At 60.3% G+C, this 25,790-nt stretch carries 20 protein-coding genes; 12 read left to right on the top strand and 8 right to left on the bottom strand.

The genetic code is table 11. The annotated features are described in order from the left end of the window. Nucleotides 1-79: 79 nt before the first annotated feature. The 4 genes from KTN04_RS09980 to KTN04_RS09995 all read left to right on the top strand — a co-directional run bounded on the left by KTN04_RS09980 (nucleotide 80) and on the right by KTN04_RS09995 (nucleotide 5,868). Nucleotides 80-1,876, top strand: a complete 1,797-nt coding sequence (locus tag KTN04_RS09980; RefSeq protein WP_217335087.1) for an Ig-like domain-containing protein — start codon at nucleotides 80-82, stop codon at nucleotides 1,874-1,876. Continuing rightward, a complete protein-coding gene (locus KTN04_RS09985; protein WP_217335088.1) occupies nucleotides 1,869-3,248 on the top strand; it encodes an efflux RND transporter periplasmic adaptor subunit in 1,380 nt (459 codons plus the stop codon). Before KTN04_RS09980 ends, KTN04_RS09985 begins: the two co-directional genes overlap by 8 nt. Before the next feature lie 16 nt (nucleotides 3,249-3,264). Next, nucleotides 3,265-5,379 (top strand): HlyD family efflux transporter periplasmic adaptor subunit, encoded by a 2,115-nt coding sequence (locus KTN04_RS09990; protein ID WP_217335089.1) that lies wholly within the window; start codon nucleotides 3,265-3,267, stop codon nucleotides 5,377-5,379. Nucleotides 5,380-5,448: 69 nt separating this feature from the next. Beyond that, nucleotides 5,449-5,868 (top strand): secondary thiamine-phosphate synthase enzyme YjbQ, encoded by a 420-nt coding sequence (locus KTN04_RS09995; protein ID WP_217335090.1) that lies wholly within the window; start codon nucleotides 5,449-5,451, stop codon nucleotides 5,866-5,868. A 73-nt stretch (nucleotides 5,869-5,941) separates the two neighbouring features. Here KTN04_RS09995 and KTN04_RS10000 read toward each other — a convergent pair whose 3' ends face one another. Together KTN04_RS10000 and KTN04_RS10005 are read right to left on the bottom strand one after the other, a co-directional pair. Beyond that, nucleotides 5,942-6,076, bottom strand: a complete 135-nt coding sequence (locus tag KTN04_RS10000; protein ID WP_217335091.1) for a putative transporter small subunit — start codon at nucleotides 6,074-6,076, stop codon at nucleotides 5,942-5,944. Further along, complete coding sequence (locus KTN04_RS10005) at nucleotides 6,073-7,749, bottom strand: sodium:solute symporter family protein (RefSeq protein WP_217335092.1); 1,677 nt, start codon at nucleotides 7,747-7,749, stop codon at nucleotides 6,073-6,075. The genes KTN04_RS10000 and KTN04_RS10005 overlap by 4 nt, the downstream gene beginning before the upstream one ends. 480 nt (nucleotides 7,750-8,229) lie before the next feature. On the opposite strand from KTN04_RS10005, the gene KTN04_RS10010 reads away from it, so the two are divergent. Beyond that, nucleotides 8,230-9,582: an exonuclease SbcCD subunit D C-terminal domain-containing protein gene (locus tag KTN04_RS10010; RefSeq protein ID WP_217335093.1), complete on the top strand. Its 1,353-nt coding sequence runs from the start codon at nucleotides 8,230-8,232 to the stop codon at nucleotides 9,580-9,582. Here KTN04_RS10010 and KTN04_RS10015 read toward each other — a convergent pair whose 3' ends face one another. Next, nucleotides 9,583-10,527 (bottom strand): DMT family transporter, encoded by a 945-nt coding sequence (locus KTN04_RS10015; RefSeq protein ID WP_217335094.1) that lies wholly within the window; start codon nucleotides 10,525-10,527, stop codon nucleotides 9,583-9,585. Between the two features lie 74 nt (nucleotides 10,528-10,601). On the opposite strand from KTN04_RS10015, the gene KTN04_RS10020 reads away from it, so the two are divergent. The 3 genes from KTN04_RS10020 (at nucleotide 10,602) to KTN04_RS10030 (ending at nucleotide 15,154) form a co-directional block, all read left to right on the top strand. Continuing rightward, nucleotides 10,602-13,667, top strand: coding sequence for an AAA family ATPase (locus tag KTN04_RS10020; protein WP_217335095.1), 3,066 nt, complete (start codon nucleotides 10,602-10,604; stop codon nucleotides 13,665-13,667). A 59-nt stretch (nucleotides 13,668-13,726) separates the two neighbouring features. Next, nucleotides 13,727-14,848: a DUF294 nucleotidyltransferase-like domain-containing protein gene (locus tag KTN04_RS10025; protein ID WP_217335096.1), complete on the top strand. Its 1,122-nt coding sequence runs from the start codon at nucleotides 13,727-13,729 to the stop codon at nucleotides 14,846-14,848. 93 nt (nucleotides 14,849-14,941) lie between these two features. Then, entirely contained in the window at nucleotides 14,942-15,154 is a 213-nt protein-coding gene (locus KTN04_RS10030) for a (2Fe-2S)-binding protein (protein ID WP_217335097.1), read from the top strand. Here KTN04_RS10030 and KTN04_RS10035 read toward each other — a convergent pair. From KTN04_RS10035 to KTN04_RS10055, 5 genes are all read right to left on the bottom strand, one after another. Then, complete coding sequence (locus tag KTN04_RS10035) at nucleotides 15,139-17,880, bottom strand: sensor histidine kinase (RefSeq protein WP_217335098.1); 2,742 nt, start codon at nucleotides 17,878-17,880, stop codon at nucleotides 15,139-15,141. The genes KTN04_RS10030 and KTN04_RS10035 overlap by 16 nt on opposite strands. Next, entirely contained in the window at nucleotides 17,870-18,064 is a 195-nt protein-coding gene (locus KTN04_RS10040) for a hypothetical protein (protein WP_217335099.1), read from the bottom strand. The genes KTN04_RS10035 and KTN04_RS10040 overlap by 11 nt, the downstream gene beginning before the upstream one ends. Continuing rightward, nucleotides 18,061-20,100: a 3'-5' exonuclease gene (locus KTN04_RS10045; RefSeq protein ID WP_217335100.1), complete on the bottom strand. Its 2,040-nt coding sequence runs from the start codon at nucleotides 20,098-20,100 to the stop codon at nucleotides 18,061-18,063. The genes KTN04_RS10040 and KTN04_RS10045 overlap by 4 nt, the downstream gene beginning before the upstream one ends. A gap of 2 nt (nucleotides 20,101-20,102) precedes the next feature. Then, entirely contained in the window at nucleotides 20,103-20,483 is a 381-nt protein-coding gene (locus tag KTN04_RS10050; RefSeq protein WP_217335101.1) for a response regulator transcription factor, read from the bottom strand. A 136-nt stretch (nucleotides 20,484-20,619) separates the two neighbouring features. Beyond that, entirely contained in the window at nucleotides 20,620-22,296 is a 1,677-nt protein-coding gene (locus KTN04_RS10055; RefSeq protein ID WP_217335102.1) for a methyl-accepting chemotaxis protein, read from the bottom strand. Nucleotides 22,297-22,603: 307 nt separating this feature from the next. Between KTN04_RS10055 and KTN04_RS10060 the strand changes: the two genes are divergently transcribed. The 4 genes from KTN04_RS10060 (at nucleotide 22,604) to KTN04_RS10075 (ending at nucleotide 25,750) form a co-directional block, all read left to right on the top strand. Beyond that, nucleotides 22,604-23,344: a spermidine synthase gene (locus KTN04_RS10060; protein WP_217335103.1), complete on the top strand. Its 741-nt coding sequence runs from the start codon at nucleotides 22,604-22,606 to the stop codon at nucleotides 23,342-23,344. 47 nt (nucleotides 23,345-23,391) lie between these two features. Continuing rightward, a complete protein-coding gene (locus KTN04_RS10065) occupies nucleotides 23,392-23,811 on the top strand; it encodes a GNAT family N-acetyltransferase (protein ID WP_217335104.1) in 420 nt (139 codons plus the stop codon). Nucleotides 23,812-23,835: 24 nt separating this feature from the next. Then, the gene (locus tag KTN04_RS10070; protein WP_217335105.1) at nucleotides 23,836-24,051 is read left to right on the top strand and encodes a hypothetical protein; all 216 of its coding nucleotides are present in this window, start codon (nucleotides 23,836-23,838) and stop codon (nucleotides 24,049-24,051) included. A 109-nt stretch (nucleotides 24,052-24,160) separates the two neighbouring features. Next, nucleotides 24,161-25,750: a phospholipase D family protein gene (locus KTN04_RS10075; protein ID WP_217335106.1), complete on the top strand. Its 1,590-nt coding sequence runs from the start codon at nucleotides 24,161-24,163 to the stop codon at nucleotides 25,748-25,750. Nucleotides 25,751-25,790 lie beyond the last annotated feature (40 nt).

Raw genomic sequence — 25,790 nt, forward strand, 5'->3', positions numbered from 1 at the left:
GACTCCAAACCACCCATCATGGCGATGAAGGAGTGGCATAAAACCCATCCGGAACTTTTTAAAAAGCGACCTTATAATCATGCGGGACTTGACAAATAACGACAGCTTCGAAGGCACACCTGAAGTCACCAAAGTGACCCAGGGCACAAACGGCAGCGTGGTTATCAACGATGACGGCACCCTGACCTATACGCCTAAGGAAGGATTCACGGGTGAGGATAGCTACACCTACACGGTAACCTCAGGCGGCGTCACCGAAACGGCCACGGTCAACGTGACCGTGAACAAGGTCAAAGACCCCACTGTGATCGGCGGTGATACCTCGGGTACGGCCGATGAAGATACCCCGGTGACCGGTACTTTGACCGCCACCGATCCGGATGGCCTGACCGATGGCAGTTACTTTACGGTCACCGGCACCCCATCGAACGGCACGGCGGTGATCGACCCGGCCACGGGCGAGTGGACCTATACCCCGAAAGATGACTACCACGGCAACGACAGTTTCACCGTGACCATCACCGATGATGACGGCAACACCACGACTCAAGAGATCACCGTGACGGTGACCCCGGTGGTGGATATTGCTAACGACATCGCCACCACCAATGAAAGCACTCCGGTGACCACGCCGATCCTGGATAACGACAGCTTCGAAGGCACGCCTGAAATTACCGCAGTGACCCAAGGCACAAACGGCAGCGTGGTGATCAACGATGACGGCACCCTGACCTATACGCCTAAGGAAGGATTCACGGGTGAGGATAGCTACACCTATACCGTAACGTCGGGGGACGTCACCGAGACTGCTACCGTGATGGTCACAGTTAATGCGGGCAACGGTGCTCCAGAGTTTGTAGACGGCAATGGCGACCCGCTGGGTGAAAACGTCAGCGTCACCACGCCGGAAGACACCCCGGTCAGCGGTCAGCTGGACGCGGATGATCCCGATGGTGATCCGCTGACGTTTGAGCCGGGCACCGAGGGTCCGAGCAACGGCCAGGTCACGATCAACCCGGACGGCAGCTGGGAGTACACCCCTGACCCGGACTATACCGGTGATGACAGCTTTACCGTGATAGTGAGTGATGGTGAAGGAGGTACCGATACTCTCGAGGTTACAGTGGAGGTTATTCCTGTAGAGCCGGAACCCGAGCCCGAACCCGAGCCCGAACCGGAACCCGAGCCTGAGCCTGAGCCTGAGCCTGAGCCCGAACCCGAGCCTGAACCCGAGCCGCCTGTAGAGCCTGAGCGTCCGCTTGAGCCGTCGCAGCCACCGGTTGCGCCGCCCGTGGCACCGGTCACACCGGCTCCTGCACCAGCGGCCGATATTCCGGCGCCACCCCCGCCGGTTGATGTCCCGGAGGCACCGCGTGTCGAGTCACGTGTTGAACTGGCGCAGCCGCCGCAAACCGGACAGATTCTGGTGCAGCGTGATATTCCGCAGCAGCGTTTCAGTTCCGGCAACGGTATTACCCTGATCAGCTTCAGCATCCCGGCGGATACTTTCGGACATACCGAGCCGGGCGCGGAGATCTCGCTGGCAGCGGTGCTAGCCGATGGACGCGAGCTGCCCGATTGGCTGCTGTTCGATCCTGAAAAGGGTGAATTCCGTGGGGTTGCGCCCAAGGGCTTTGACGGCACGCTGGTGATTCGCGTGATTGCGCGTGATCAGGACGGCAACCAGGTTGAAACCATGGTGACCATCCAGGTTCGCTCCGAGCAGCCGGCGGAAACGGCCGAAGTCATGCACGAAGGCAATCAGGGGCTGATGTCGCAGCTGCAATCGCATAACCAGTTTGCCTGGAAGGCCGAGCGTGATCGCCTGATCGAGCTGGCGCGCGCGGCGGCTGATAAGCGGAGTGGTAATGCCTGAAGCGGTACAACAGTCGGGAACCGGCCAGCACAACGCCTCCGAAGCGATGCTGGCCACACTGCTGCACTTGATGCGGCGGGCACGTGAAGCGGCTTCAGCCGCTTCTCTGCGTTTTGTGCTGGTCAATGAAACGCATGCGCTGGCACCCTACCGTCAGGCCGCCCTGTGGACTCAGGGGCAGGGCGTGGAAGCCCTGTCCGGGGTATCCGCCGTGGAACGTCAGGCACCCTATGTGCATTGGCTGGATCGCTGGTGCAAGCAGGCGGACGCCGCCGAGGCGGGTACTGCCACGCTGGATTTGCGTATGTTGTCCGGCTCGGACGAGTGGGCCGGTTGGCAGGAGTGGCTACCACCGTTTCTGGCCGTCATTCGCTTGCCGGCTCGTGAAGGCTACCCCGGTGGTCGCCTGGTGCTGGCCCGCGAGCAGCCGTTCAAGTCGGCCGAGCTGTCGCTATTGCAGGAGTGGTGCGATGCCTGGGGTCAGGCGTACGCCGCTTCCCGCCCTGTTGGCTGGTGGCCGCGTTGGCGCGCCCGCCAAAGAACGGATCAACGGCGTCGCTGGCTCTGGCGAGGAGGCGTGGCGTTGGCGGTTGTTGCTATCGCCTGTGTCCCGGTGCGTTTGTCCGTGCTGGCACCGGCTGAACTTGTCCCGCTGGAGCCGGCCATCATTCGTGCGCCCATGGATGGCATCATTGATGCGATACAGGTGTCGCCCAATCAGCGTGTTGAGGCAGAGCAGCCGCTGTTCGCCTTTGACCGTGTATCCCTGGCCAGTCGCCTGGAAGTGGCTCAGCGCTCGTTGACCACGATCCAGGCCGAGTACCGACGCAATGCGCAACGGGCGTTGTTTGATCCTGAGAGCAAGGCCGAGCTGGCTGTATTGCAAAGCCAGATTGCTGAACGGCAAGTGGAGGTGGAGTATCTGAGTGAGCTCAATGCACGCAGCCAGGTGGACTCGCCCCAGGCCGGCATCGTGTTGTTCGAGGATGCCGGTGAGCTGGTTGGCCGCCCGGTTGTCACGGGTGAACGCATCATGGTGGTGGCGGATGAGCACCGGACACAGATCGAGGCCTGGGTCTCGCCGGCTGACATGGTGAGTCTGCCGGTCGGCAGCCGGGTTCGGCTCTATCTGTCTGCCGACCCGGTGCACCCGGTCAGTGCGCGTGTCAGCTATGTGGCGCATCTGGCCGAACAGCGGCCTGACGGCCAGTATGCCTACCGGGTCAGGGCTCAGCTTGATCCCGATGCGGCCGAGCCGGGGCCTCGGGTGGGGTTGAAAGGGACCGCCAAGCTTGAAGGCGACAGGGTGACGTTGATCTACTGGATTGTCCGCCGCCCCTGGAGTGCCTTGCGCGGCTGGATTGGGCTCTAACGCCATGGACCGGAATATGACACTGCCCGCGCTCAGGGATGAGCTGGTGCTGCACTCAGGCCCTGACAATGCACAGGGCGAGCCCACATGGTCGCTGCATGACCCCCTGCGTAATCTGTATTTCCGCATCGACTGGATGACCTTTGAGATCCTGTGCCGCTGGTCACTGGCCGATCCGGCGCTGATCGTGATGTCGCTGCAGCAGGATACGGCGCTGCAGGCGGATGCCGCGGCGGTGGAAGAAGTGGTCAAGTTCCTGCATCAGCATGAACTGGTCAAAAGCGGCCATGCGGCCATCAGCCGTCGCTTCGAGGAACGCCTGGCGCAACGCAAGACCTCGCCGTTGACCTGGCTGTTGCACCGCTACCTGTTCTTTCGCGTGCCGTTATGGCGTCCGGATGCCTGGCTGGATCGTACGCTGGGGGCGGTGCAGTGGCTGGGCAGCGGTACCTTTGCCCTGATCAGCCTGCTGGCGCTGCTGCTGGGGCTGGTCGAGGTGTCCCGACAGTGGGATACCTTTACCGCCACGCTGGTGGACCTGTTCAGCCTGTCGGGGCTGTTGGCGTATGGCGTGACGCTGGTGTGCGTCAAGTTTCTGCATGAACTGGGCCATGCCTATACCGCCAAGCATCTGGGCTGCCGTGTACCGACCATGGGGATTGCCTTTCTGGTCATGTTTCCGATGGCCTACACCGATGTGAATGATGCCTGGAAGTTGCCTGGACGGCGGCAGCGGCTGCTGGTGGGCGCGGCCGGCATACGAACCGAGTTGACCATCGCGGCTTGGGCGACGCTGTTATGGGGATTCCTGCCCGACGGCCCCTTGCGCAATGGCGTGTTTCTGCTGGCCACTACCACCTGGATCTCGACACTGCTGGTCAATGCTTCGCCGTTCCTGCGCTTTGACGGCTATTTTTTGCTGATGGACTGGCTGGATCTACCCAACCTGCACCAGCGTGCCTTTGCTCTGGCGCGCTGGAATCTCAGGGAGTGGCTGTTCGGGCTCGGTGACGAGCGACCGGAATACTTTGCCCGGGCGCGTCATCGTCTACTGATCCTGTTTGCCTGGGGCACCTGGCTGTACCGTCTGGTGGTATTCATCGGTATCGCCATCATGGTGTACCTGACTTTTCCCAAGCCGTTGGGGCCTCTGCTGGGGGCCGTCGAGATCGGCTGGTTTATCCTGCGCCCGATCATAAATGAACTGAATGTCTGGCGAGAACGCAAGAGCGATATCATGCACAGTAAACGCAGTCTCCGCAGCCTGGGTGCCCTTGCGCTGGTGCTGCTGATCCTGGTGCTGCCCTGGGACAGCCGAATTCATACTCAGGCCCTGTTGTCACCGTCCGAGACCGAGCGCTTGCTGGCGCCAGGGGATGCCCGCATCGAGCAGGTCCTGGAAGTGGATGGGGCGAAGGTCGATAGCGGGGCGCTGCTGTTCCGTCTGCACTCGCCGGATTTGGAATCGGAATACCAGAGTGCACGTGCGCGTCTGCAGGGGCTGGATCGACAGCGCACGGCCAGCCGGCTTGACCCCGAGCTATATCAGCAGCAGGGGGTGATCGCCTCGGAGCGGCGCAAGGTGCTGGCCGAGATGAACGGGTTGGAGCAGCAGCTGGCGCGCTTCCAGTTGCAGGCCGGTCAATCCGGTGTGTTCAAGCTGGCCAGTCCAGATCTTGGAACAGGCGCCTGGGTGGCCGAAAACGATCCGCTGGCACAGGTCATTCAGCCGGGCCGCTGGCAGGTCCATGGCTACCTGCCGGAAACCGAGCGTGAGCGGGTGCAGCCCGGTGATCATGCCCGGCTATTCGTGGAGTCGGGCCAGTTGCCGCCGCTGGATCTGCTCGTCCAGCGTATTGACAGTGATGCCACCCGCGTACTGGCGGATGGCCTGCTGGCGTCCACCCGTGGCGGCGAGTTGCTGGTACGCGAGCAGGGCGAGCTGCTGATTCCCGAGCAGGCGCTGTACCGTGTGACGCTTATACTGACGCCAGAGGCACGTGAAGCCTTGCCGGCGGAATCGGTGGCGCAGCTCCGTGGCAAGCTGGTGCTGTATGGCGAGCGTCGTGCCTGGGGCTGGCATTACTGGCGTTCGGCCATCGCGTTGCTGCGCCGCGAGGCGGGGTTCTGACCGCCGTGCGGTTGAGTCGGCGGCGGGTCGATTCTATAGTCGGGGTTTGCATTTAACCGGGTGACAGCCATGTGGTATCAGACAACCATCACACTCCAGCCGCGGGCGCGAGGCTTTCATTTGATTACGGACGAGATCGAACAGGCGCTGCCCGAGCTGCGCCAGGTGCGGACGGGGTTGTTGCATCTGCTGCTGCAGCACACCTCAGCCAGCCTGACACTGAATGAAAATGCCGATCCCACGGTGAGGGCCGACTTTGAAGCCTTCTTCAACCGTGCAATACCCGAGAACGAACCTTACTACCAGCACACCTATGAAGGCCCGGATGACCTGCCTGCGCATTTCAAGAGCAGCTTGCTGGGCGTCAGCCTGATGCTGCCAGTGCAGCAGGGTGAGCTGGCGCTGGGCACCTGGCAGGGGATCTATCTCGGGGAGCACCGCAACCGAGGAGGCCGTCGGCGCATTCTGGCGACCCTGCAGGGCGAATGAGGTCTGTTGGGTACGCCGGACATGAAAAAGCCCGGCAGGGTGCCGGGCTGAGTGTGAACCGGTGCTGTCCGGTTTAGATCAGGTCGTCATCCGACTGGCGTGCCTTGCGCACATCGCGCACAACGGCACTACAGATCACCGCCAGTACGCCCAGTGTCAGAGCGGGCCAGATCAGAATATAGGCTGCGTATACCAGTTCGTTGGTCATTTTGCTCCCTCCGCAACAAGGCCGGAATCATCAACGGTTTCAGTATCGTCGTAGTCGCCGACACGTTCCTTGATCAGGTCAAAATCGAAACGTTCCCGGTTGAACAGCGACATGACGCTGCAGGCGATAGCGCTGGCACCGTAGGCCGTGAGTGACGCCACCAGAACCATGTAGTCGCGCAGGAAGCCGGTGGCGAACAGCAGCATGCCCATCAGCGTGAGCGCACCGGCCAGCAGGCCCGCGCTGCGGCCCAAAAAGCCGAAGACCATCAGGCCGATGACGACAGCACCACCCGCTGATGCCAGTACCTCAAAGGCCAGAACCGTCATGCCGGTCATCTCCAGCAGTTCGAAACGGGCGATACAGAACAGCGCCATGGCAATCACAACCGACCAGGTGAAGGCCGCATTGCTGACGCGATCCCAGTAGCAGCTGAGGATCACCGGGAACACGATGGCCCCCCAGAGCGCACCTACAAATACCAGCATCACCAGAATGTCCAGTGAGAAGCTGGCAAAGATCAGTCCGGCCACGGTCGCAACAATCATGGTGATGCGGCCCACCAGCATCATCACCTTGGGGTTTGGGTTGTTTTTGGCAATGTTCTTGCCATATACGTCGGCCATCATGATGGTGGACAACGCCGACAGATCAGAATCGGCGGTGGAGGACAGTGAACCGATCACCAGGATGAAGAACAACGCCACGAACACCGGTGACAGGTAGGTGGAGACCATCTGCGGGATCAGGTTGTTCATGTCGCCGTCAATGGGTTCGATGCCCACGGAGAGCGCGATCAGGCCGATCATGCCCAAGCCAATCACGATGGCGCCATAGCCGAGGGTCGCGGTGATGAAGGTGGATTTGATATGGCTCTCGCGCACGGCAAACAGGCGCTGGGAGATGGTCTGGTTGCCGATGGCGTAGGCCAGTACGGCGACAAAGAAGGGCGCGCCCTGATTCATAATGGCATCGACGGACAGCAGGTTGGCCTGTTCGTCGGTCATGCGGCTGAGGCCGTCGACCATGACGCTGGGGCCGCCGGCAGAAAACAGCACGGCCGGGATGATGACAATGGCGATGGCCATCAGAGCAACCAGCTGGGCAAAATCGGTGAAGACCGACGCGCGAAAGCCCGAGGTCAGGGTGTAGGCCAGCACGCCGAGGCCGGCGACCAGTACGCCGGTTTCAAATGACAGGGGTGACAGTACCGATACCAGTGCGCCGGCGGCGGTAAAGTTCACCATCAGGCTGATGATGCTGCCCAGCACGTTGGACCCGGCCAGAATCAACTGACTGGATGAGCCATGGCGGGCATGAATCAGTTCGCCCAATGTATGGCCATTGGGCGCCAGTTTGCGGAAACGGCGACCGAAGGGGTAGATGAACAGGATCATCAATGCGCCCCAGAGGCCGTAATGAATAGGGCCGGACACGCCATAGGTATAGCCCGAGGTGGCGGCGGCATAAAAGGAGGCGGCCCAGATCCAGGTGGCGGTCATGCTGGCCGCGCCCATGCCGAAACCGACATGGTGACCGGCGACCATGAAACCGGACGTATCTTCCTTTTCTTTGCGAATCAGCAGGGTCAGCAGGTAGGTACCGCCGTAGAAGGCGGCCAGCAGCAACAGCACTGTTACGGCTGAAAATTGAGTAAATCCGTTCTCGTTCAAATCTTGTCCTCATTCGAAACGATCGATATCCACCAGCGGCCCGGCATTGAGAAGCGGGCGCAAGGCTGGAGGCGTGAAGATGCCTGCAGTTCCTGGCAGGCGATTGCTGCAGTCGGTGCAGCCGATATGGCCAACGGTCGGGTCGGCCTTGTCAGGGAAAGCTCAGGTGAGGCAAAAGCTCACAGAGTTGTTGCAGTGTCATGATGGTTGGTCCTCTTAACCAGAACAGATAGGGCCTGTCTCCGGGCAGAAATCAGCGGGGTGTCTGATACATGCGTCCGAGAGCTGAAGTGGCCGATAACTTCGGGTTAATCACCTGATGGCTCAGGTGTGAGCGTGCAAGACCCTACCCAAACAGGTGTCACAAGTCCAGCCCTTGGCCGTGGTGTACGGCGGAGCGGCGCCGGTTGAGAACCTGAGCATGGCGCTCTATAGTCGTGCCCAGAGCCGAGTTACCCCCTTTGTTGCAGGAAGACCCCGATGTCCGACCAGCCGTCATTGTTTGATGAACCCATTGCACAGGAAACGCCCGTTTCTCAGGAAGCCTCACCCTCACAGGAGGCGCTGGCGTCTGCTGTGTCTGCTTCAAGACCGGATGGTGTCCTGCGTGTGTTGCACAGCTCCGATTGGCACCTGGGGCGACTGTTGTATGGCCAGAAGCGCTACGAGGAGTTTGCGGCCTTTCTTGATTGGATGCAGCAGCAGATTTGGCAGCAGTCGGTCGATGTGTTGCTGATAGCTGGGGATCTGTTCGACACCACCACCCCCAGTAACCGCGCACAGGCGCTGTATTATCAGTTCCTCAACGGGGTTGCCGCGTCCGGCTGCCGCCACGTGGTGATCATTGGTGGCAATCACGATTCGCCCAGTTTCCTCAATGCCCCGGCACAACTGCTCAAGGCATTGGATGTGCATGTGGTGGGTTCGGCCTGTGAAGACCCGGCGGATGAAGTGGTATTACTCAAGGATGCGGCCGGCCAGCCTGAGGCCATTGTCTGTGCAGTGCCCTATCTGCGCGACCGGGATATTCGCCAGGCCGAGGCGGGCGAAAGCCTGGAAGACAAGGATCGCAAGCTGGTGCTTGGCACCCGCGAGCACTATGCCCGGGTCTGCGCAGCAGCCGAGCGGCTGCGCGCAGAACTGGCGGACGAGGTGCCGATGATTGGCATGGGGCACCTGTTTGCAGCTGGCGGCAAGACGCTGGAAGGCGATGGTGTGCGGGACCTGTATGTTGGATCGCTGGCGCAAGTCGGTGTGGATGCCTTCCCGGAGAGTCTGGACTATGTGGCACTGGGTCATCTGCATGTACCCCAGGCTGTTGCCGGTTGCGAGCATATCCGCTATAGCGGCTCGCCTCTGCCGATGGGGTTTGGTGAAGCCAAACAGCAGAAAAGCCTCTGTTTGATCGACTTTGAGGGCCGTACGCCGTACGTGCAGCTATTGGACATCCCCCGTTTTCAGCGGCTTGAGCGAATCAAGGGTGATCAATCGGCACTTGATCGGGCGCTGGATACGCTCGTTGCTGAAGATGATTCCATATGGCTTGAGGTGCTGTACGAGGGTGAGCAGATCGCGGCGGATCTGCGGCAGTGGCTTGAGCAACGCGTGGCAGGCACGCGGCTGAGTCTGCTGCGGGTGCGCAACAATCGGGTGGTGGAGCGGGTATTGTCCCGCAACGGCGAGGAAGAGACTTTGGACGACCTGCAGCCTGCCGAGGTGTTTGAACGTGCGTTGGCCGCCCACCAGGTGCCGGATGAGCAGCAGGCCGAATTGAAGCAGTTGTTCAATGGCCTGCTGCAGGAAATGGCAGAAACCGACCACCGCGCCGAATGATCAGCGCGGCTCGATTCCGGCCTCGGCCAGTCGTTTGCGCACCCGGCGCTCGCGCTGGAACAGGTAAAATCCCGAGCCCAGAATGATTGCCGTCCCCAACCAGGTGATGGCGTCCGGATAGTCGCCGAACAGCAGGTAGCCGAGCGCGGTAGCGCTGATGATCTCCAGATACTGAAAGGGTGCCAGCAGGCTGGCCGGTGCCAAGCGCATGGCCGCGTTGATCAGGCCGAACGCCAGCGCTGATAGAACGCCCATGATCACCAGTAGCGGCCACTGGTCGAGCACATTAGGCCGCCACTCCAGCTGAGCGATTCCGAACGGCTCGGCCAGCAGCATGGCCAGCGCGAGAAACAGGCAGGCAAACACGCCGCTCCAGAACTGTGCGGCCAGAGCGGTGATCTGGCCCGACAGGTGTCGCAGCGTCGCCATATGGGCCGCGTAAAAGGTGGCGGCCAGCAGCGGCAGTACCGTCACCCAGCCGTACGCCTGCCAGTTGGGGCGAATCACAATCAGGGCGCCGGCCAGCCCCACGAATACTGCACCGTACTGGTGGCGACTGACCTTTTCGCCCAGGAACCAGGCGGACATCAGCATCAGGATCAGCGGTTCGACAAAGAAAATGGCGATGTTGTTGGCCAACGGCAGGTGGATCAGGCCCCAGAACAGGAACACCAGGGCGGCGCCAATCCAGAGACCTGCCAGCATCAACGGCCCCAGAACCGCACCGATACGCATGCCGGTATGGTCGTTGCGCATCAGACCGAGCAACAGCAGCGTCTGCATGATGAAGCGCAGACAGCCGATCTGAGCCGGCGACAGTTCGGGTGCCAGCAATTTGGCGATGGCATCCATGCCAGGAATCAGTAACATGGCCAAGGCCATGATCCCCATGCCTTTTTCAGTCGGTGACAGGGCTTGGGTATGATTGAGCAGCCGTTGCAGCATAGTTCCTCGCGGATAACGATCAGCAAAACCGAATATAGTACCAGACCACACGACAGCAACCGAGCCGGGCCCGCATGCGCATACTTCAGATCCGTTTCAAGAACCTCAATTCACTGGCCGGAGAGTGGCAGATCGACCTGACCAACCCGGCCTATACCTCCGATGGCATTTTTGCCATCACCGGGCCCACCGGTGCCGGCAAGTCGACTCTGCTGGATGCCATCTGTCTGGCACTGTACGGCCGTACGCCGCGGCAGAACCGGGTCAATGCCAGTCAGAACGAAGTGATGTCGCGCCAGACCGGCGAGTGTTTTGCCGAGGTGGTCTTTGAAACCCCGCAGGGCCGCTGGTGCTGCCACTGGAGTCAGCACCGCAGCCGCAAGAAAGCCGATGGTGCCTTGCAGCAGCCCAAGCATGAGGTATCCGAAGCCGACAGTGGCAAGGTGCTGGTCACCAAGCTCAAGGATGTGGCCGATACTATCGAGAAGCTGACAGGCATGGATTTTGACCGCTTTACCCGCTCCATGCTGCTGGCGCAAGGCGGTTTTGCCGCCTTTCTGCAGGCGGATGCGGATGCGCGGGCACCGATTCTGGAGCAGATCACCGGCACCTCCATCTACTCCGATATCTCCAAGGCGGTACATCAGCGCCGGGGTGAAGAAAAATCCAAACTGGAGCAGCTGAAAGCGGCCCAGTCCGGCCTGCAACTGCTGGATGAAGAGGAAGAAGCGACCCTGAGCCGCGAGCTGGCCGGCATCAATGAACAGGTGCATCAACAGCAGGCACAGGTGGAGCAGCAGCAGAAACTGCTCAACTGGCGCCAGCAGCTGGACCAGGAACAGCAACAGCGGCAGCAACTGGAACAGCAGCAACAACAGCTGAACACAGAAATACAGGCATTTGCGCCCGAGCAGCAGCGTCTGGAACAGGCACAACGGGCTGATGCACTGCGGCCTGAATATGAGCCCCTGCGCCAGCGTCGCCGGGATCTGTATGCGGCTCGGCAGACGCTGGCGGGGTTGCAGGCCCAGGTCCCGGCACTGGAACAGGTGCTGCAGCAGGCTCAGGCAGGGTTCAGCCGGGCGCAACAGCATCAGCAGCAGGCCCTGGCAGAGTTGGAACGTCACCAGCCGCTGATCAAAGAATTGCGTGAGCAGGACTACGGCATCAGGCTCAAACGCAACGCGTTGCAGCAGTTGCGTGCCCAGCTGCCGGCGGAACTGCTGCAGGGGCCATCCCCCGACCCTGATCGGCTGCAGGTGGCGATGCAGCAAACCCAGACCGAGCTGGCCGAGGTGTTGAACGGCACCAGCCGTGAAGTGCTGCAGGACCAGCAGGCCGAGGTGAAAACCCGCGGCGAGCAGTTGGGTGAGTTGAAAAATCTGGTCGCGCAAGCGGAAGAGCATCGACAGTCGCAGCAGACACTGGCTCAGGCGCAGGAGGTCCTGACGCAGCAGGAACAGGCGCTGGGCCAGCAACTTGCACACCAACAGCAACAGGTTGACGGGCTCCAGCGTGAATATAAGGATCTGTTGCAGATCCAGCGGCTGGCCGAACGGATCGCCAGTCTGGAACAGCAGCGCCATGAGCTGGAACCGGGTAAGCCCTGTCCTCTGTGTGGCTCGGAAGAACACCCTTGGCACAACGAGCAGCCACCTGAGCTGAGCGAAGAAAAAGCGCGTTTGCTGCAGGTAGAGCAGCAACTGGCCGAGCAACAAAAGCAGCTGCAACAAACCGAAGTCGAACGTGCCCGTGTGACCAGCCAGCTGCAAGGTCATCAGGCCCGTGTGCAGGAGCTGACGCACACACTGGCCCAGCTACAGGCGCCGATGGATGCCTGCCTGCAGGCGCTGGCGTGGGCCTCTTGCCCTACATCGGCTGAAGTAGCGCAGGCACATCTCGACGCCCGTGAGACATGGAAACAGCTGCAGCAGCAACTGCAACGAATCGACAGTCTGCAGGCCGATCAGCAACGTCAGCACGCAGAGCAACAGCGTCTGCAGCAGCGTCTGGCCGTCGATGCACATCAGGCTGAGTTGGATCGCCTGCAGCAGCAACGGACCGAACTGTCATCCGAGCCGGATGCGGAGGCCTGGGAAAGCCGTCTGAAAAGAGCCTGCGAACAGGCACGCAGTGCTCAAGAACGTGCACAAACCGAGGTCTATCGCCATGAACAGGCGCTTAATCAGCGCCGGCAGCAGATCAGCGATGCCGCGGTCGCCGAGCAGCGCCTGCAGCAGGAAACCGAGCAGATGGAAGCCGCCTTCATCCAGACGCTGGCCCTGAGCCGATTTGAGGATGAGGCCGTGCTGCAGGCTGCCTTGCTGCCGCCGGATCAGTTGCACCGTCTGCGCCTGCAGCAGGAGGCCTTGAATAATCGTGCCGCCGAACTCAAGGCGCTGTATGCCCGTTGCGAACAGGCGCTGGTCCTGTTGCAGCAACAAGCCCTGACTACTGAAGTGGCTGCGCAACTGAATGAAACCTTGCAACATCTGCAGGCGCAACATGCCCGCTTGCTGGAGCAGCGCGGCAGCCTGCAGCGGGCGCTGGATGACAATACGCGGAAAAAAGCGCAGTTCGGTGAGCAGCAGCAGGCGATCGAAGCCCGGCAGCGCGAGCTGACGCGCTGGGAAACCTTGCACGAACTGATCGGTTCGGCCGACGGCAAGAAATTTCGCAATTTTGCCCAAGGGCTAACGTTCGAACTGATGGTCGGCCATGCCAATCACCAGCTGCAGAAAATGTCGGATCGCTACCTGTTGGTACGCGATGTTGATCAGCCGCTGGAGTTGAACGTGATCGACAACTATCAGGCCGGTGAAATCCGTTCCACCAAGAACCTGTCCGGCGGGGAGAGCTTCCTCATCAGCCTGGCATTGGCGCTGGGCCTCTCCGGCATGGCCAGCCGCAACGTGCGCGTGGACTCGCTGTTTCTGGATGAAGGTTTTGGCACCCTGGATGAAGAGGCGCTAGAAACGGCGCTGGATACCCTGTCAGGCCTGCAGCAGGAGGGCAAGCTGATCGGGGTGATTTCCCATGTACAGGCCTTGAAGGACCGCATCGGTACCCGGATCGAAGTGCAGTCGACCCAAGGGGGACGCAGCCGCATCAGCGGTCCGGGCTGCCGGTCGCTCGGCTAGGCTGGCATTACCGGACCGGGGCTCTATGCTGAAGGGGGTATCCAACAGGGAGAGAAGCGATGCAAACCCCATGGCGTCAGGTATTCTTGGCCGATGATGAGCCGCCCCGCTGGCAAGCTGTGCTGGAGCCGTTGCAGGCGGCACTGGGTGCACCGGAACCGAAACCGGAACAGGGGTTGGCCCAGTATCGGGCCTGTCAGCCCCGGCTGGCACGGGCGTTGTTGTCGCTGCAGCTGCCGGGCTGGCTGGTCAGCGAACTGATCAGTGATCACAATGACCGGTTGTATCGCCGCGCCATTGCCGAGGCAGTAGATGCCATGCAGGAGCAGGGCTGGGGCGAGCCGCCGATCGGGTTCTGTGTGTTGGTGATGGGGTCCGGCGGACGGCATGAAAGTCTGCTGCATCCTGATCAGGACAACGCCCTGATCCTGGAGGACTACCCGCCCGAGCGTCATGTCGAGATCGATGGCTGGTTCACCCAGCTGGCCGAGCGTTTTACGGCGGCGCTGGATGCCGCCGGCATTCCCTTCTGTCGGGGCTATGTGATGGCCTCGCAGCCGCTGTGGCGCAAGCCGGTCAGCGCATGGTGCGAACAGATGCGCCTATGGATGGCGACCCGACGGGTCAAACTGGTGCAGCTGTGCAATATCCTGTTCGACTTCAACCCCGTTTACGGTGATGAGGCGCTGGCGCATCGTCTCAGAGCGGCCATTCAGGCGCAGGTGCCGGACGCCGGGCTGTTCATGCACGAAATGGCGGAACTGCTGGATGAAGCCCCGGTTGCCCTGGACCGTTTTGACCGCCTGCGGGGGGATGGCGTGGAAGCACCGCATCCGTATGCTATCAATCTCAAGCGTCAGGGGCTGCTACCGCTGACGGCATCCCTGCGTCTGCTGGCGTTGAAGCGTGGTTTGTCTGCCGTCGGTTCACGGCAAAGGCTGAGCGAACTGCACGCTATGCAGGCACTGACGGATGATCGTGCCTGGGGCTTGCAGCACGCATTCGAACATCTGATGCAGCTGCTGCTGGACGCTCAGCTGCACACCCATGAGGCCGGTGGGCAGCCGGATAACTGGCTGGACACGACGCGGCTGTGTGATGGCGAGCGTCGCCAACTGCAGTGGAATCTGCAGCAGATACAGGCCTTCCAGCGGCATGTTAAGCAGGTCAGAGCAGGGTGAAATCACGCATATACGACTTGTAATGAGAATATGTTTCATTTATATTCTTGAGATAAATGATAGCTATTCTCACATGCAGGATGGAATGCGACGATGATAGTCTGTATTTGCAAGCGGGTCAGTGACCGTGAAATCCGACGCCTGGTTGACGAGGGCGCCAGCTCTCTGGCCGATATCCGCCGCGAGACAGAACTGGGGACCCAGTGTGGCAAGTGCGCCTGTGAAGCCCGTCGCATCGTGCGTGAGCTCAACGACAGCCAGAGTCCGCTGGCGGGTCTGGTCAATCTGGCTTACGAGTTGACCTGATCGGGACTGTCCTGTCGGGCCGGCAGTTCCAGTGCCAAGCAGGCGCCGCCCAGCTGCTGCGGCTCATCTACCCATAGCCGTCCGCCCAAGTGATTGATGATGCCGCGACTGATGGGCAGGCCCAAACCGGTGCCCTGCGGGCGATTGCCGCGGTTGTGGTCATCAATCTGATGAAACTTCTCGAATACCTTGTCCCGTTCCGCACTCACGATGCCCGGGCCGTTGTCCTCCACATCGACACGAAAGCGGTGCTTGACGGCCTGCAGCCGCATCAGTACCTGTGGCGTATCCGAGTCGGCAAACTTGCTGGCATTGTCCAGCAGATTGATCAGGACCTGCAGCAGACGGTCCGGATCGGCCATGACCGGGCATGCCGTTTGTGGCAAAACCAGCTGCAGGCTGACCCGGCGTTGCAGGAACAGCTGGTCAACGGCATCCGCCGCCTGCTGGCACAGTTCAGACAGGTCGCAGGGGGCCGGGTGCAGAGTCATCCGGCCGGATTCGAGACGCGCCAGGTCCAAAATCTCTTCAATCAGCCTCGACAGTCGTTCACTTTCACGCACGATGATCTGTAAAAAATGCTGTTGCTGATCGGCTGACAGGTTGTCGGCATCGCTCAGAATCTCGGCAAAGGCTCGGATTGAGGTCAGTGGTGTACGCAGCTCATGACTAACCATGGCCACAAACTCGTCCTTGAGCCGATCGAGCTCGCGCAGGCGATCGTTGGCAGAGCGCAGTTCATGGCCGATTCGCTCCAGTTCGGCCGATTTCTGCTCCAGTCGGCGGTTGTATTCCAGTGTCTGCGACGTGGTATCCAGAATGCTCAGAATGGCAGCCATGTCCAGCGCCTCCCCCCTGACCACCGAGTTGATCAAAATGCGTGCCGTGGCACTGCCAAGCGCACCGGTCAGGCCCTGCTCGGCACGCGCAATCAGCGCTGGCGAAGCCGGGCTGTCATCGGTGGCAGCGGGCAGGCTGTCTGTAAATACACGCGCCGTTGCGGCCGTGCCCAGGTAGCGTTTCAACAGGCGGTAGAGTTCAAAGCGGCTGGCCTGACCCTGCCAGATGGCGGCCAGCTCCGCTTCCGGGCGCAAGGCCGTGGTGAACAGGGCGGCCTGGGTCTGTTCCATGTGGCTCTGGCGGCTGAACAACGAAATGCCCACCAGCAGGCTGATGTTGACCAGCATGCTCCAAAACAGCGCATGGGTGTAAATATCCCAGTCGTTCAGGCCGAACAGGGCGTAGGGCCGCAACGCTGTCCAGCCAAAGGGCCCCTGATCGATGAAATCGGTACTCATCCAGCCGGAGAGGGCAAAGCCGGGGATCAACAGTGTCCAGGCCCATACCAGTGAACCAGCGATGAGGCCGGCGACCGCGCCGTTGCGACTGGCGCCGCGCCAGTAGAGGCCCAGCAGCAGAGGCGGTGCGAACTGGGCGGCTGCCGCAAAGGACACCAGGCCGATGGTCACCAGGCTGTAGGCCTCACCAATCAGTGCATGGTACAGGTAGCCGAGGATCAGGATCACTACGATGGCGATGCGGCGGATGCCCAGTAACCAACCGGACAGGTCACGTGACGAATCCAGATGCAGGCGGCGCCAGCGCAACAGCAGGGGCATGACCAGCTGGTTGCTGACCATGGTGGACAGGGCGATGGTTTCCACGATCATCATGCTGGTGGCCGCCGACAGCCCGCCGATGAATACCAGCAGTGGTAGCCAGGTCAACCCGGCCGACAGCGGCAGTGTGAGGACGAAATTGTCCGGCTCGCCGGTAGCGGTGCCGCCCATCAGTCCGGCCAGCGCAATGGGGATCACGAACAGGTTGATCAGCAACAGGTACAGCGGGAACAGCCAGCAGGCCCGGCGCAGGTGCTGTTCGTTGACGTTTTCGACCACCAGGACCTGAAACTGGCGTGGCAGGGTGATGAAAGCCAGGGTTGCCAGCACCAGCGTACCCACCCACCCCAGTGCGCCACCGGGAATCTGTTCCAGGCCGAATCGGCGTGCGGCTTCGGGCAGTGCGTCCCCGGCCTGTTGCAGCAACGCCTCCGGCCCCGGGTAGAGCACGAAGCAGGTAAACAGGCCGACGGCGATGAAGGCAAACAGCTTGACCAGCGATTCAAAGGCTATGGCGGTGACCATGCCTTCGTGACGTTCGCTGGCATCCAGATGGCGTGTGCCGAACAGAATGATGAACACAGCCAGTACCAGCGCCACCCAAAACGCCTTGTCGTTCCAGAAATCACTCAGCGACAGGGTCGGCAGCGCTTGGTCGGGGTACTCGGTTAGAATGCCATAGCTGACGGTAATGGCTTTCAGCTGCAGAGCGATATACGGCATGATGGCCAGCACGGCAATCAGTGCCACCAGCATGCCCAGTCCGCCGCTCTTGCCGTAGCGCGCACTGATGAAATCGGCGATGGAGGTGATGCGCTGGGCTCGGGCAATGCGAATCATCTTGCGCAGCACCAGCCAGCCACAGAGCATGGCAAGGGTCGGCCCCAAGTAGATCAGCAGGAAGCTCAGGCCGGTGGTGGCGGCACGGCCCACGCTGCCGTAGAAGGTCCAGGCGGTACAGTAGACGGCGATGGACAGGGCATAGATGGTGGGCGAATTGACCAGAGAGCGTCCCTGTTCAGCGCGGCGGTCGCCCCAGGCGGCAATGACAAACAGCAGCGCCAGGTAACTGAACGCAACGACCAGTACGCTCAGGTTAGTCTGCATCTCCGGTCTCCAGTATCAGCGCTGCCAGCAGGATCAGCCCACCCCAGATCAGGTATACGGTCAGCGGTAGCGCCGAGATGCCCCAATCGGTTGGATGATCGAACAGCAGCAACAGTGGCGGCGTGAATAGCAGCAGCGCCAGCAGGCTTAATGCGACCAGTCGACTGCTTCGGGTCGCTTTCATGCCGAGGCATCCTGTTCAATCCGACGCTGCAGGGCCAGGGCATCGCCCAGCGTATGGATGCCGCGGCTGGCCAGACGCGGCAGCAGCATCAGCAGCAGTTCGGCGGTCACGCGGGCATCCCCCAGGGCCGTATGGCGAGTGCCGGGCGGAAACTGCAGCTGGAAGCGTTCGGCCAGTGCGTCCAGGCCATGGCCCTCGAGGCTCGGGTCAAGTGCGCGGGACAGCAGCAGAGTATCCAGCACCGGCATGCCGAAGGCGGGATGATCCGTACCGGTTGCCAGTTGCAGTGCCAGCAGGTCAAAAGCGGCGTTGTGCGCCACCAGCACACCTTCACCCACATACTGGCGGAAGCGGGGCAGCACGATCTCGATGGGGGGCGACTGGGCGACATCCGCATCGGTCAGGCCATGGATGGCGGTGCTCTGCGCCGGAATGGCGCGGCCGGGGTTGACCCGCTGGTCGAAGCTGTCATCCGCCAGCAGGCGGCCATTGACGATGCGACAGCCGGCCAGGCTGATAATGGCATCGCCACCGCGCAGATCGAGGCCGGTGGTTTCCGTATCAAACACCACCATTTCCAGCTGCTGCAGTGGCCGTGTTGCCAGGTCTTCACCGGGCGGCGGCAGGTCGGCGATGCTGAAGTCGTGAAACTCCGGCCGGGCCGGTGGACGGACACGCGGCTGCATTCCGCGCGCGGAAGCGGGCAGTGGAAGGCGCAGACGGGGCTGCTGATCCGGCTGCTCCGAGGGCAGGGACCAGAGATCGGCACCGTGTTGCTCCAGCACATCTTCGATACGCGGTGACAGGGGCTCATCGAACAGAGGCAGGCGCCGCCATTGCTGCAGTTGCTGCTCGTTGAGAGGCGCACCCCGCCAGCTCAGGTCCAGGTAGACACGGCGGTTGCCCAGCAGCACTTCCAGTTCCAGATGACGGATGTTTTGGGTATTGTGCAGCTGGCGAATCAGCTGTTGCAGCAGGGCCAGCAGGCCCGGGCCGTCAACCCGCATCCAGGCTGGTATGCCAACCGGCGTCAGTTCGATCCGTTGTGGCTTGAGCTGTGCCCTGAGTGCGTGGCACAGGTCATTGGACCAGGTTTCTTCGAGCATGGACTGGCTCAGCTGGTGGGCCTCGACCAGCCGCGTGAGCTGTTCGACCTGTCCGGCCAGTGCCTGGCTTTCCTGGTGTATGGCCCGCTCCAGACGTTGTTGCAGGTCGAGATTGTCCTGCACCTGCAGCAGTGCATCCGTGGCACTGTTGAGGCTGCCGCAATGGCCTCGCAGGCGGGGCAGCAGCTGGGCCAGCGTACGGCGCCAGCGCTGGTCGTGCTCCAGTGCCCGGGTGGTGTCATCCAGGGAGATCAGGGCCCCGCCCTGATCTCCGCCCAGGGCGCGAATCTGACAGCGCAGCCAGTGTTGTTCACCGGGCAGCAGCAGTTGCTGGGGCGTTCCCTCGTCGGGCAGGTGTTGCAGCGCCTCACTTAGGCTGGGGTGGGGCAGCAACAGACTCAACGGCTTGCCTAGCCCCAGGGCCGGGTGATCATGAAACAGGGCCTGGGCGGCGGGATTGAACAGCAGCAGCCGCTGATGGCGGTCACAAATCAGCAGCGGCGTGTGCAATACCTGCAGCAGGGCTTCGAGCTGTTGTCGAATGCGGCTGGCGGTCAGGGCGCCTTGATCATGCGCATCCTGTACACGTGCCCGATCTCGGCGCCAGCCTTCACGGATATGGTCCAGGTCCGGCTGCAAGCCCTGCAACCAGCCTTCCAGGGGATAGTCGTGACGGGCATCCGGGCTGGCCACCAGCCGGGCCAGCAGAATCTGGAACTGGCGCAGTGGGCGGAACAGGCGCTTCTCCAGCCAGACCCCCGCCAGCAGGGCGAGGGCGGCGGGTGCCAAACACAGGCCCCATAGCAAAGCCCGTGGACCGACATCCGCAGGCACCGTACTTTCCAGCCAGATCAGTGCGGCCAGCCCCAGCAAGACGCACACGCCCGTGAGCAGCAACCAGAGGCCCAGCAGGTTCTGACGTGATGGCATGGCTAACCTCCCTGTGGTCCGTCCCCCAGCAACTGTTGTACCCGGCTGACCAGCTCGCGGGTGGAAAAGGGCTTGGTGACGTAATCACTGGCGCCCAGCGCCATGCCTTTTTCCTTTTCCACGTCACGACCATGCGCGGTCAACATCACCACCGGCAGCTGGCGGGTGGCGGCATCGGCGCGCAGCCGCTCCAGCAGGTCGAACCCGCTCATCCCCGGCAGGCTGATATCCAGCAGCAGCAGGTCGGGGCAGTGCTGGTTGATCAGCGCCAGTGCCTGTTCGGCATCCGGCGCGGTTGCCACGCTGAAGCCGGCCTGCTGCATCAGAAATTCCAGCGACAGCAGAATGTTGGGCTCGTCATCCACCACCAGAACATGGGGCATGAGCATATCCTCGTTCCATCGAATATGGTTTGAGTCTAGTGTGCCCGAGGCAAAAGGGAAACGGCAGAGCAGGTGGGTGCAACTTTAGTCAGGTAGACAGCTGCCGGCTCGTGCCGGCAGCATCCAAGAGGAACACTCAGGTCAGTTTGAATTGCTGTACGCTACTTTGAAGCATGCTGGAAAGGCGTGCCAGCTCTTGGCTGGCGGTCGTTACCTGAGTCGCAGCGGTCGCTGTTTCTTCAATTGCCTGTGAAATGGTTGTGATATTGCGGTTGATCTCCTCAGCAACCGAAGACTGCTCTTCGGCTGCAGTCGCGATTTGGGCGTTCATGTCATTGATGGCCGATACCGATGAGTCGATAGTCTGTAATGCTTCGCCTGCCTGAGAGGCATGTTCAACCGTTTTGATACTGCTTGCCTTACCTTGCTCCATCTGTGTTGCGGTGACGGTCGAGCTTTGCTGCACCCTGTTGATACGGTTTTGAATATCCTCAGTGGACGCCTGCGTGCGACTTGCCAGGGAGCGGACTTCATCTGCTACAACCGAGAAACCGCGCCCATGGTCACCGGCACGTGCCGCTTCAATGGCCGCATTGAGCGCCAACAGGTTGGTCTGTTCGGCAATATCCTGGATGACGTCCAGTACCGTTCCGATCTCTTGACTGTCCTGCACCAGTGCCATCACGTTGGTGGTGGATTTTTCAATATCGGCGGCCAACTGGTGAATTGTCTCGAGTACTTCGTTGACAACCTTGCTGCCGTTTTCGGTTTCACCCTTTGCAACTTGAGCTGCATCCGCAGCGGAGGCGGCGTTTTTGGCGACATCCATAACGGTTGCTGCCATCTCGTTCATGGCGGTTGCCACCTGGGTGATTTCAGTCTGTTGAAGCTGAACCTGTGTATTGGTTTGTGCACTGGATGCTGACAGTTCTTCAGCAGCGGCGGATACCTGTACCGATGCATCAGCAATTTGTTTCATCATGGTGCGCATGGTCTCGACCATGCTGGCGAAATAGGCCAGTAGGCTTTTGGTATCGCCGGCACGCAAAGGGATCCGGGCTGTCAAATCCCCCTGAGCGATGGTATTCACGATCTCCTTGACGTCAACCGGCTCGCCGCCCAGTTGCCCGAGTACGGTGCGCGTGATGTATATGCCGGCGCCGATTGCCATGACGAAACCCAGGATGACGGCGATAATGGTATTGGTGACCGCGGCTTCGGCCTCAGCAGTGGCATCGCCCACAATGTCTGCGGTCAGCTGCTTGTTACGGTCGATCAGTGTTAGCAGCCGTGCTGACATGGTTTTGGAAATTTCACGTATATCGCGAAACTGGTCTGTGTATTGGGTAAAGAGTTGGTTGTAACGGTTGGCGTTGCGCGCCTGACTCATGGCTTCAATCAGGTTGTCCAAAGGCGCCGCCTGAGTACGCCATGTATCGATGGACTGTCTCAATGCCTGGTACATCTCTTCGCCCTTGCCTGTTCGGGGGATAGCGTTGTACCGAGACAGCAGTTGGTCGAGTTTGTCCCAGGATGCCATACGGGCCTGGTAAGTGCTGCGATGTGTACTGAGGGCTTGGGCTGAAAACTCCGGAGACAAGGCAACCAACAGTGACTGCCCGCGGATGATCAAGCGTTCGGTGTTAATCTGATTCAACAGATCAACGGCGTCAATCCGTTCATGGCCTATTTCTTCAACATCTTCCTTCATATTGAAGCTTGCACTGATGCTCATGAATCCAACCAGTAACAGTATCAAGGCAATGACGGCAAAACCGCCCGTGAGCATGGTTCTTAAACTGAGGTTATGCAAGATACGTTCTCCATTCCATTAATAAGGTATCAATATGCAGTCGCTGGCATACGCGCCATGCGCTTGTTTAACCTCTTATTCTTATAGCGAATGAATCTAACACTATCGTGATGCAACACAGCAAGTTTTTTCGTGTGCTGTGCCAGTGTTGGCAAGAATCACAGCCCCTTGTGATGAATATCAAGTGCAGGGTACAGCAATGTGCTACTGAGATTGAGTACCACGTTGGTGTGATATCCAGACGGGACTCGGGCCAGTCAATCTGGCAGAATTGCGGGCTTTCATTTTGGCAGTATGAGGCTCTTGAATGTTGCCCGGGCAAGAAATCTACCGTGGTCACGATACGTTTGGCAGTGTGCGAGTGCTGGATGATGGTGACAAGCGATACCTGGCGTTCGGGGATCTGGACGAGCAGAGTTGCTGTCTCAAGCATGAACCCCTGATCCCCGAGCACGAATATGTACGCGCCATGCTGCTGGTACTGCTGTTTGCGGAGCCCAAGCAGGTGATCAGCCTGGGATTGGGGGCGGGGGCTCTGAACACCTGCCTGCACGGCCGTTTTGCTGGTTGCAAGCAGCAGGTTGCAGAGCTGCGGGCTGAAGTAATCGAGGTGGCCTATCGCTTCTTTCAGTTGCCGCGTGGCAAGCGCCTGCAGATCCACGCTACCGATGCGCTCGACTTCCTACGCAACATTAGTACACGCAAGGCGGACATCATTTTCAGTGATATCTATGGTGCGGACGGCCTCAGCGATCAGCAGCTGGGGGAGGAATACCTGGAGCTTTGTGCGCGTCGTCTGAAGCCGGGCGGCTGGCTGGTGATGAACCTGTGGCGCGATCACCAAGGGCCCGATACGCTGGAACTGTTATTGCAGCAGTTCGGCACGCTCTACGGCTGTCACACCCAAAGCGGCAACTGGGTGGTGCTGGCATCGGAAGCGGATCATGACATCAGTCAGAATCAACTTGACAAGCGCGCCCGCCAACTCGGCCAGCAGCTGGGCTTTTCATTGTCACCGCATTTGAAGCGTTTGCGGGCCTACCCTTGATAGCCCTGTCTGGGCAGTTGTTTTTCGGTTTAGGAGTGACAGACCAAATGATCGAAATTATGCGTGTACCTTATGAAGGTGAGTATCAGGCGGCGATTCGTGCCATTCGTGAAGTGGTCTTCATTGAAGAGCAGAAAGTGCCCCCAGTGCTTGAGTTTGATGGCCTGGATGCCACTGCCGTGCAGGTGTTGGCCCGTGTGGATGGTGAATCGGTCGGCACAGGGCGGGTACTGGATGATGGCCATATTGGCCGCATTGCCGTGCTGAAGGCGCATCGTGGTATCGGGCTTGGGGCCGCGATTGTGCGGGCACTGACGGATGCAGCGTTCCAGGCGGGTCATGAGCGGGTCTACCTTGGCGCTCAGACTCACGCCATCGGCTTTTATGAAACGCTGGGGTTTGTGGCGTATGGGGAGGCGTTCATGGATGCGGGCATTCCGCATCGGCACATGGAAAAATATCGCTAGACTCTAATGTGAAAAGGATTTCATATGATCAAAATTGGATTCGTTTTGCTGTTACTGGGTGGGATCGGCTCGCTTGGGGCGGCGTTCAAGGAGGGCTGGGTCTGGGGGCTTGGGTGCCTGGTATGCCCGCTGATGTTTTTACCGTTTCTGGTGCTGCACTGGTCGCGCGCCTGGCTTCCCGTCATGCTGTCCATGTTAGGGGTGGGAACAATCGTTGTCTTTGGCTCAGGTGGTACGTGATGGCATCAGGCGCGCGGCACAGCGATGGCTGTTGCGCCCAGACCGCCAGCCGATAGGCTACCTTTCTGAAAATGAACCACTCAACGCAAATGTCCAGGAGGGTGAATAGATGTCATTCAGTATCAGGCCCCTGTTCCTTAAACGTCAGTGGGTGCTGAATGGGCTGTTACTGTTCAGCCTGGTCATGTCCGGCTGTGCACGCCTGCCTGATAACTCAATCAGGCAAGCGTCTTATCATTATGCCGATACGGAAGGGACTTTGCTGGCGCAGGTCTCGGGTACGACACCCAAGGTAGATGCCTCGCAGTCCGGCTTTCTGTTGTTGGAGAGTGGGCTCGATGCCTTCGTGGCGCGGACTGCGCTGGCGCGTGCCGCTCAGCGCAGTATCGATGCACAATATTACCTGCTGCATGATGACATGACCGGTCAGCTGTTTCTGGATGAAATGATCCAGGCCTCTCGGCGAGGCGTTCGCGTGCGTCTGCTGGTGGATGATATGGACCTGGAAGGGCGTGATGCCGATGCGGCGGCACTGGATGCCATGCCCAATGTCGAAGTGCGTATTTTCAATCCGTTCGGCCGTAATGTCAGCCGTTGGTCACAGTTTCTGACCCGTTTTGGCAGCGTGACGCGCCGTATGCACAATAAAAGTTTCATTGTCGATGGCGAGGCCGTGGTGTTGGGTGGCCGCAACATTGGCAATGAATACTTCGAGGCGGACCCGGCACTTGCGTTTGGTGATCTGGATGTATTGGGGTTTGGGCCGATTGCACGCCAGGCAGCAGTGTCCTTCGATGCTTACTGGAACCACGCATTGGCGTACCCTGCCACCCGCCTGTTGGGCAAGACACCTGACGCTGCTGCAGTGATTGATTACCAGCGCCAGCTGAAAGCGCGGATCGCCGCCCAGGCCGCTGACTATGACCCTTATTTCCAGGCATTGCGCGAGGCGCGGTTGACGCGTCGGCTGGAGGCAGGGCTGCTGCCGCTGGTGTGGGGGCATGCCTGGCTGGTTGCGGATGACCCGGACAAGTTGGTTGTCGACCGGCGGCGACAGGAACTGCACTTGAGTCGTGCGCTGGCGCCCTATTTTCTCGGGCTGGAAGAAAGCCTGGTGATCTTCTCGCCGTACTTTGTACCGGGGCGGGAAGGAACCGATCTGCTCAAATCGTTGGTACAGAGGGGTGTCAGGGTACAAATTTTGACCAACTCGCTTGCATCCACCGATGTGCCCGTGGTGCATGCCGGCTATGCCCGCTATCGCCGTGAGCTGCTGCGAGCCGGCGTTGAACTGTACGAAATGGATCGCCAATCCGCCCCCCGGCCGCGCCTGAAGACATTTTTTACCGGCTCTTCCAAGGCAAGTCTGCATGCGAAGTCGTTCGTGTTGGATGGGCAGTATGTCTTTATCGGCTCCTTGAATCTTGATCCACGCTCGTTGGTTGAAAATTCCGAGGTGGGTGTTGTTATCGACTCAGCGGATATTGCCGGGGTCATGCTGGAGTGGTTTGAGCAGGACGTGCAGAAGGTGGCGTTTCGGGTCACGCTGGAGGAGACCGCTCACGGTACCGAGCAGCTGCGCTGGACCAGTCATCAGGACGGTACGGTCGTTCGTTTCGATGTTGAGCCTCATACCTGTATGCTGCAGCGTGTCGGTGTCGGCTTGATGCGGTTGCTGCCGATTGAATCTCAACTCTGACCCTGTCTCGGCTGTTAGGGTTGGCCCGGCTTTTGCTTGC

Source organism: Marinobacterium weihaiense (assembly GCF_019061305.1).
Taxonomy (GTDB): domain Bacteria; phylum Pseudomonadota; class Gammaproteobacteria; order Pseudomonadales; family Balneatricaceae; genus Marinobacterium; species Marinobacterium weihaiense.

Bases quoted from the DNA above. Each gene is read 5' to 3' on its own strand.
- KTN04_RS09980 (WP_217335087.1), top strand. From the start codon at position 80: ATGCGGGACTTGACAAATAACGACAGCTTCGAAGGCACACCTGAAGTC.
- KTN04_RS09985 (WP_217335088.1), top strand. From the start codon at position 1,869: ATGCCTGAAGCGGTACAACAGTCGGGAACCGGCCAGCACAACGCCTCC.
- KTN04_RS09990 (WP_217335089.1), top strand. From the start codon at position 3,265: ATGACACTGCCCGCGCTCAGGGATGAGCTGGTGCTGCACTCAGGCCCT.
- KTN04_RS09995 (WP_217335090.1), top strand. From the start codon at position 5,449: ATGTGGTATCAGACAACCATCACACTCCAGCCGCGGGCGCGAGGCTTT.
- KTN04_RS10000 (WP_217335091.1), bottom strand. From the start codon at position 6,076: ATGACCAACGAACTGGTATACGCAGCCTATATTCTGATCTGGCCCGCT.
- KTN04_RS10010 (WP_217335093.1), top strand. From the start codon at position 8,230: ATGTCCGACCAGCCGTCATTGTTTGATGAACCCATTGCACAGGAAACG.
- KTN04_RS10015 (WP_217335094.1), bottom strand. From the start codon at position 10,527: ATGCTGCAACGGCTGCTCAATCATACCCAAGCCCTGTCACCGACTGAA.
- KTN04_RS10020 (WP_217335095.1), top strand. From the start codon at position 10,602: ATGCGCATACTTCAGATCCGTTTCAAGAACCTCAATTCACTGGCCGGA.
- KTN04_RS10025 (WP_217335096.1), top strand. From the start codon at position 13,727: ATGCAAACCCCATGGCGTCAGGTATTCTTGGCCGATGATGAGCCGCCC.
- KTN04_RS10030 (WP_217335097.1), top strand. From the start codon at position 14,942: ATGATAGTCTGTATTTGCAAGCGGGTCAGTGACCGTGAAATCCGACGC.
- KTN04_RS10035 (WP_217335098.1), bottom strand. From the start codon at position 17,880: ATGCAGACTAACCTGAGCGTACTGGTCGTTGCGTTCAGTTACCTGGCG.
- KTN04_RS10040 (WP_217335099.1), bottom strand. From the start codon at position 18,064: ATGAAAGCGACCCGAAGCAGTCGACTGGTCGCATTAAGCCTGCTGGCG.
- KTN04_RS10045 (WP_217335100.1), bottom strand. From the start codon at position 20,100: ATGCCATCACGTCAGAACCTGCTGGGCCTCTGGTTGCTGCTCACGGGC.
- KTN04_RS10050 (WP_217335101.1), bottom strand. From the start codon at position 20,483: ATGCCCCATGTTCTGGTGGTGGATGACGAGCCCAACATTCTGCTGTCG.
- KTN04_RS10060 (WP_217335103.1), top strand. From the start codon at position 22,604: ATGTTGCCCGGGCAAGAAATCTACCGTGGTCACGATACGTTTGGCAGT.
- KTN04_RS10065 (WP_217335104.1), top strand. From the start codon at position 23,392: ATGATCGAAATTATGCGTGTACCTTATGAAGGTGAGTATCAGGCGGCG.
- KTN04_RS10070 (WP_217335105.1), top strand. From the start codon at position 23,836: ATGATCAAAATTGGATTCGTTTTGCTGTTACTGGGTGGGATCGGCTCG.
- KTN04_RS10075 (WP_217335106.1), top strand. From the start codon at position 24,161: ATGTCATTCAGTATCAGGCCCCTGTTCCTTAAACGTCAGTGGGTGCTG.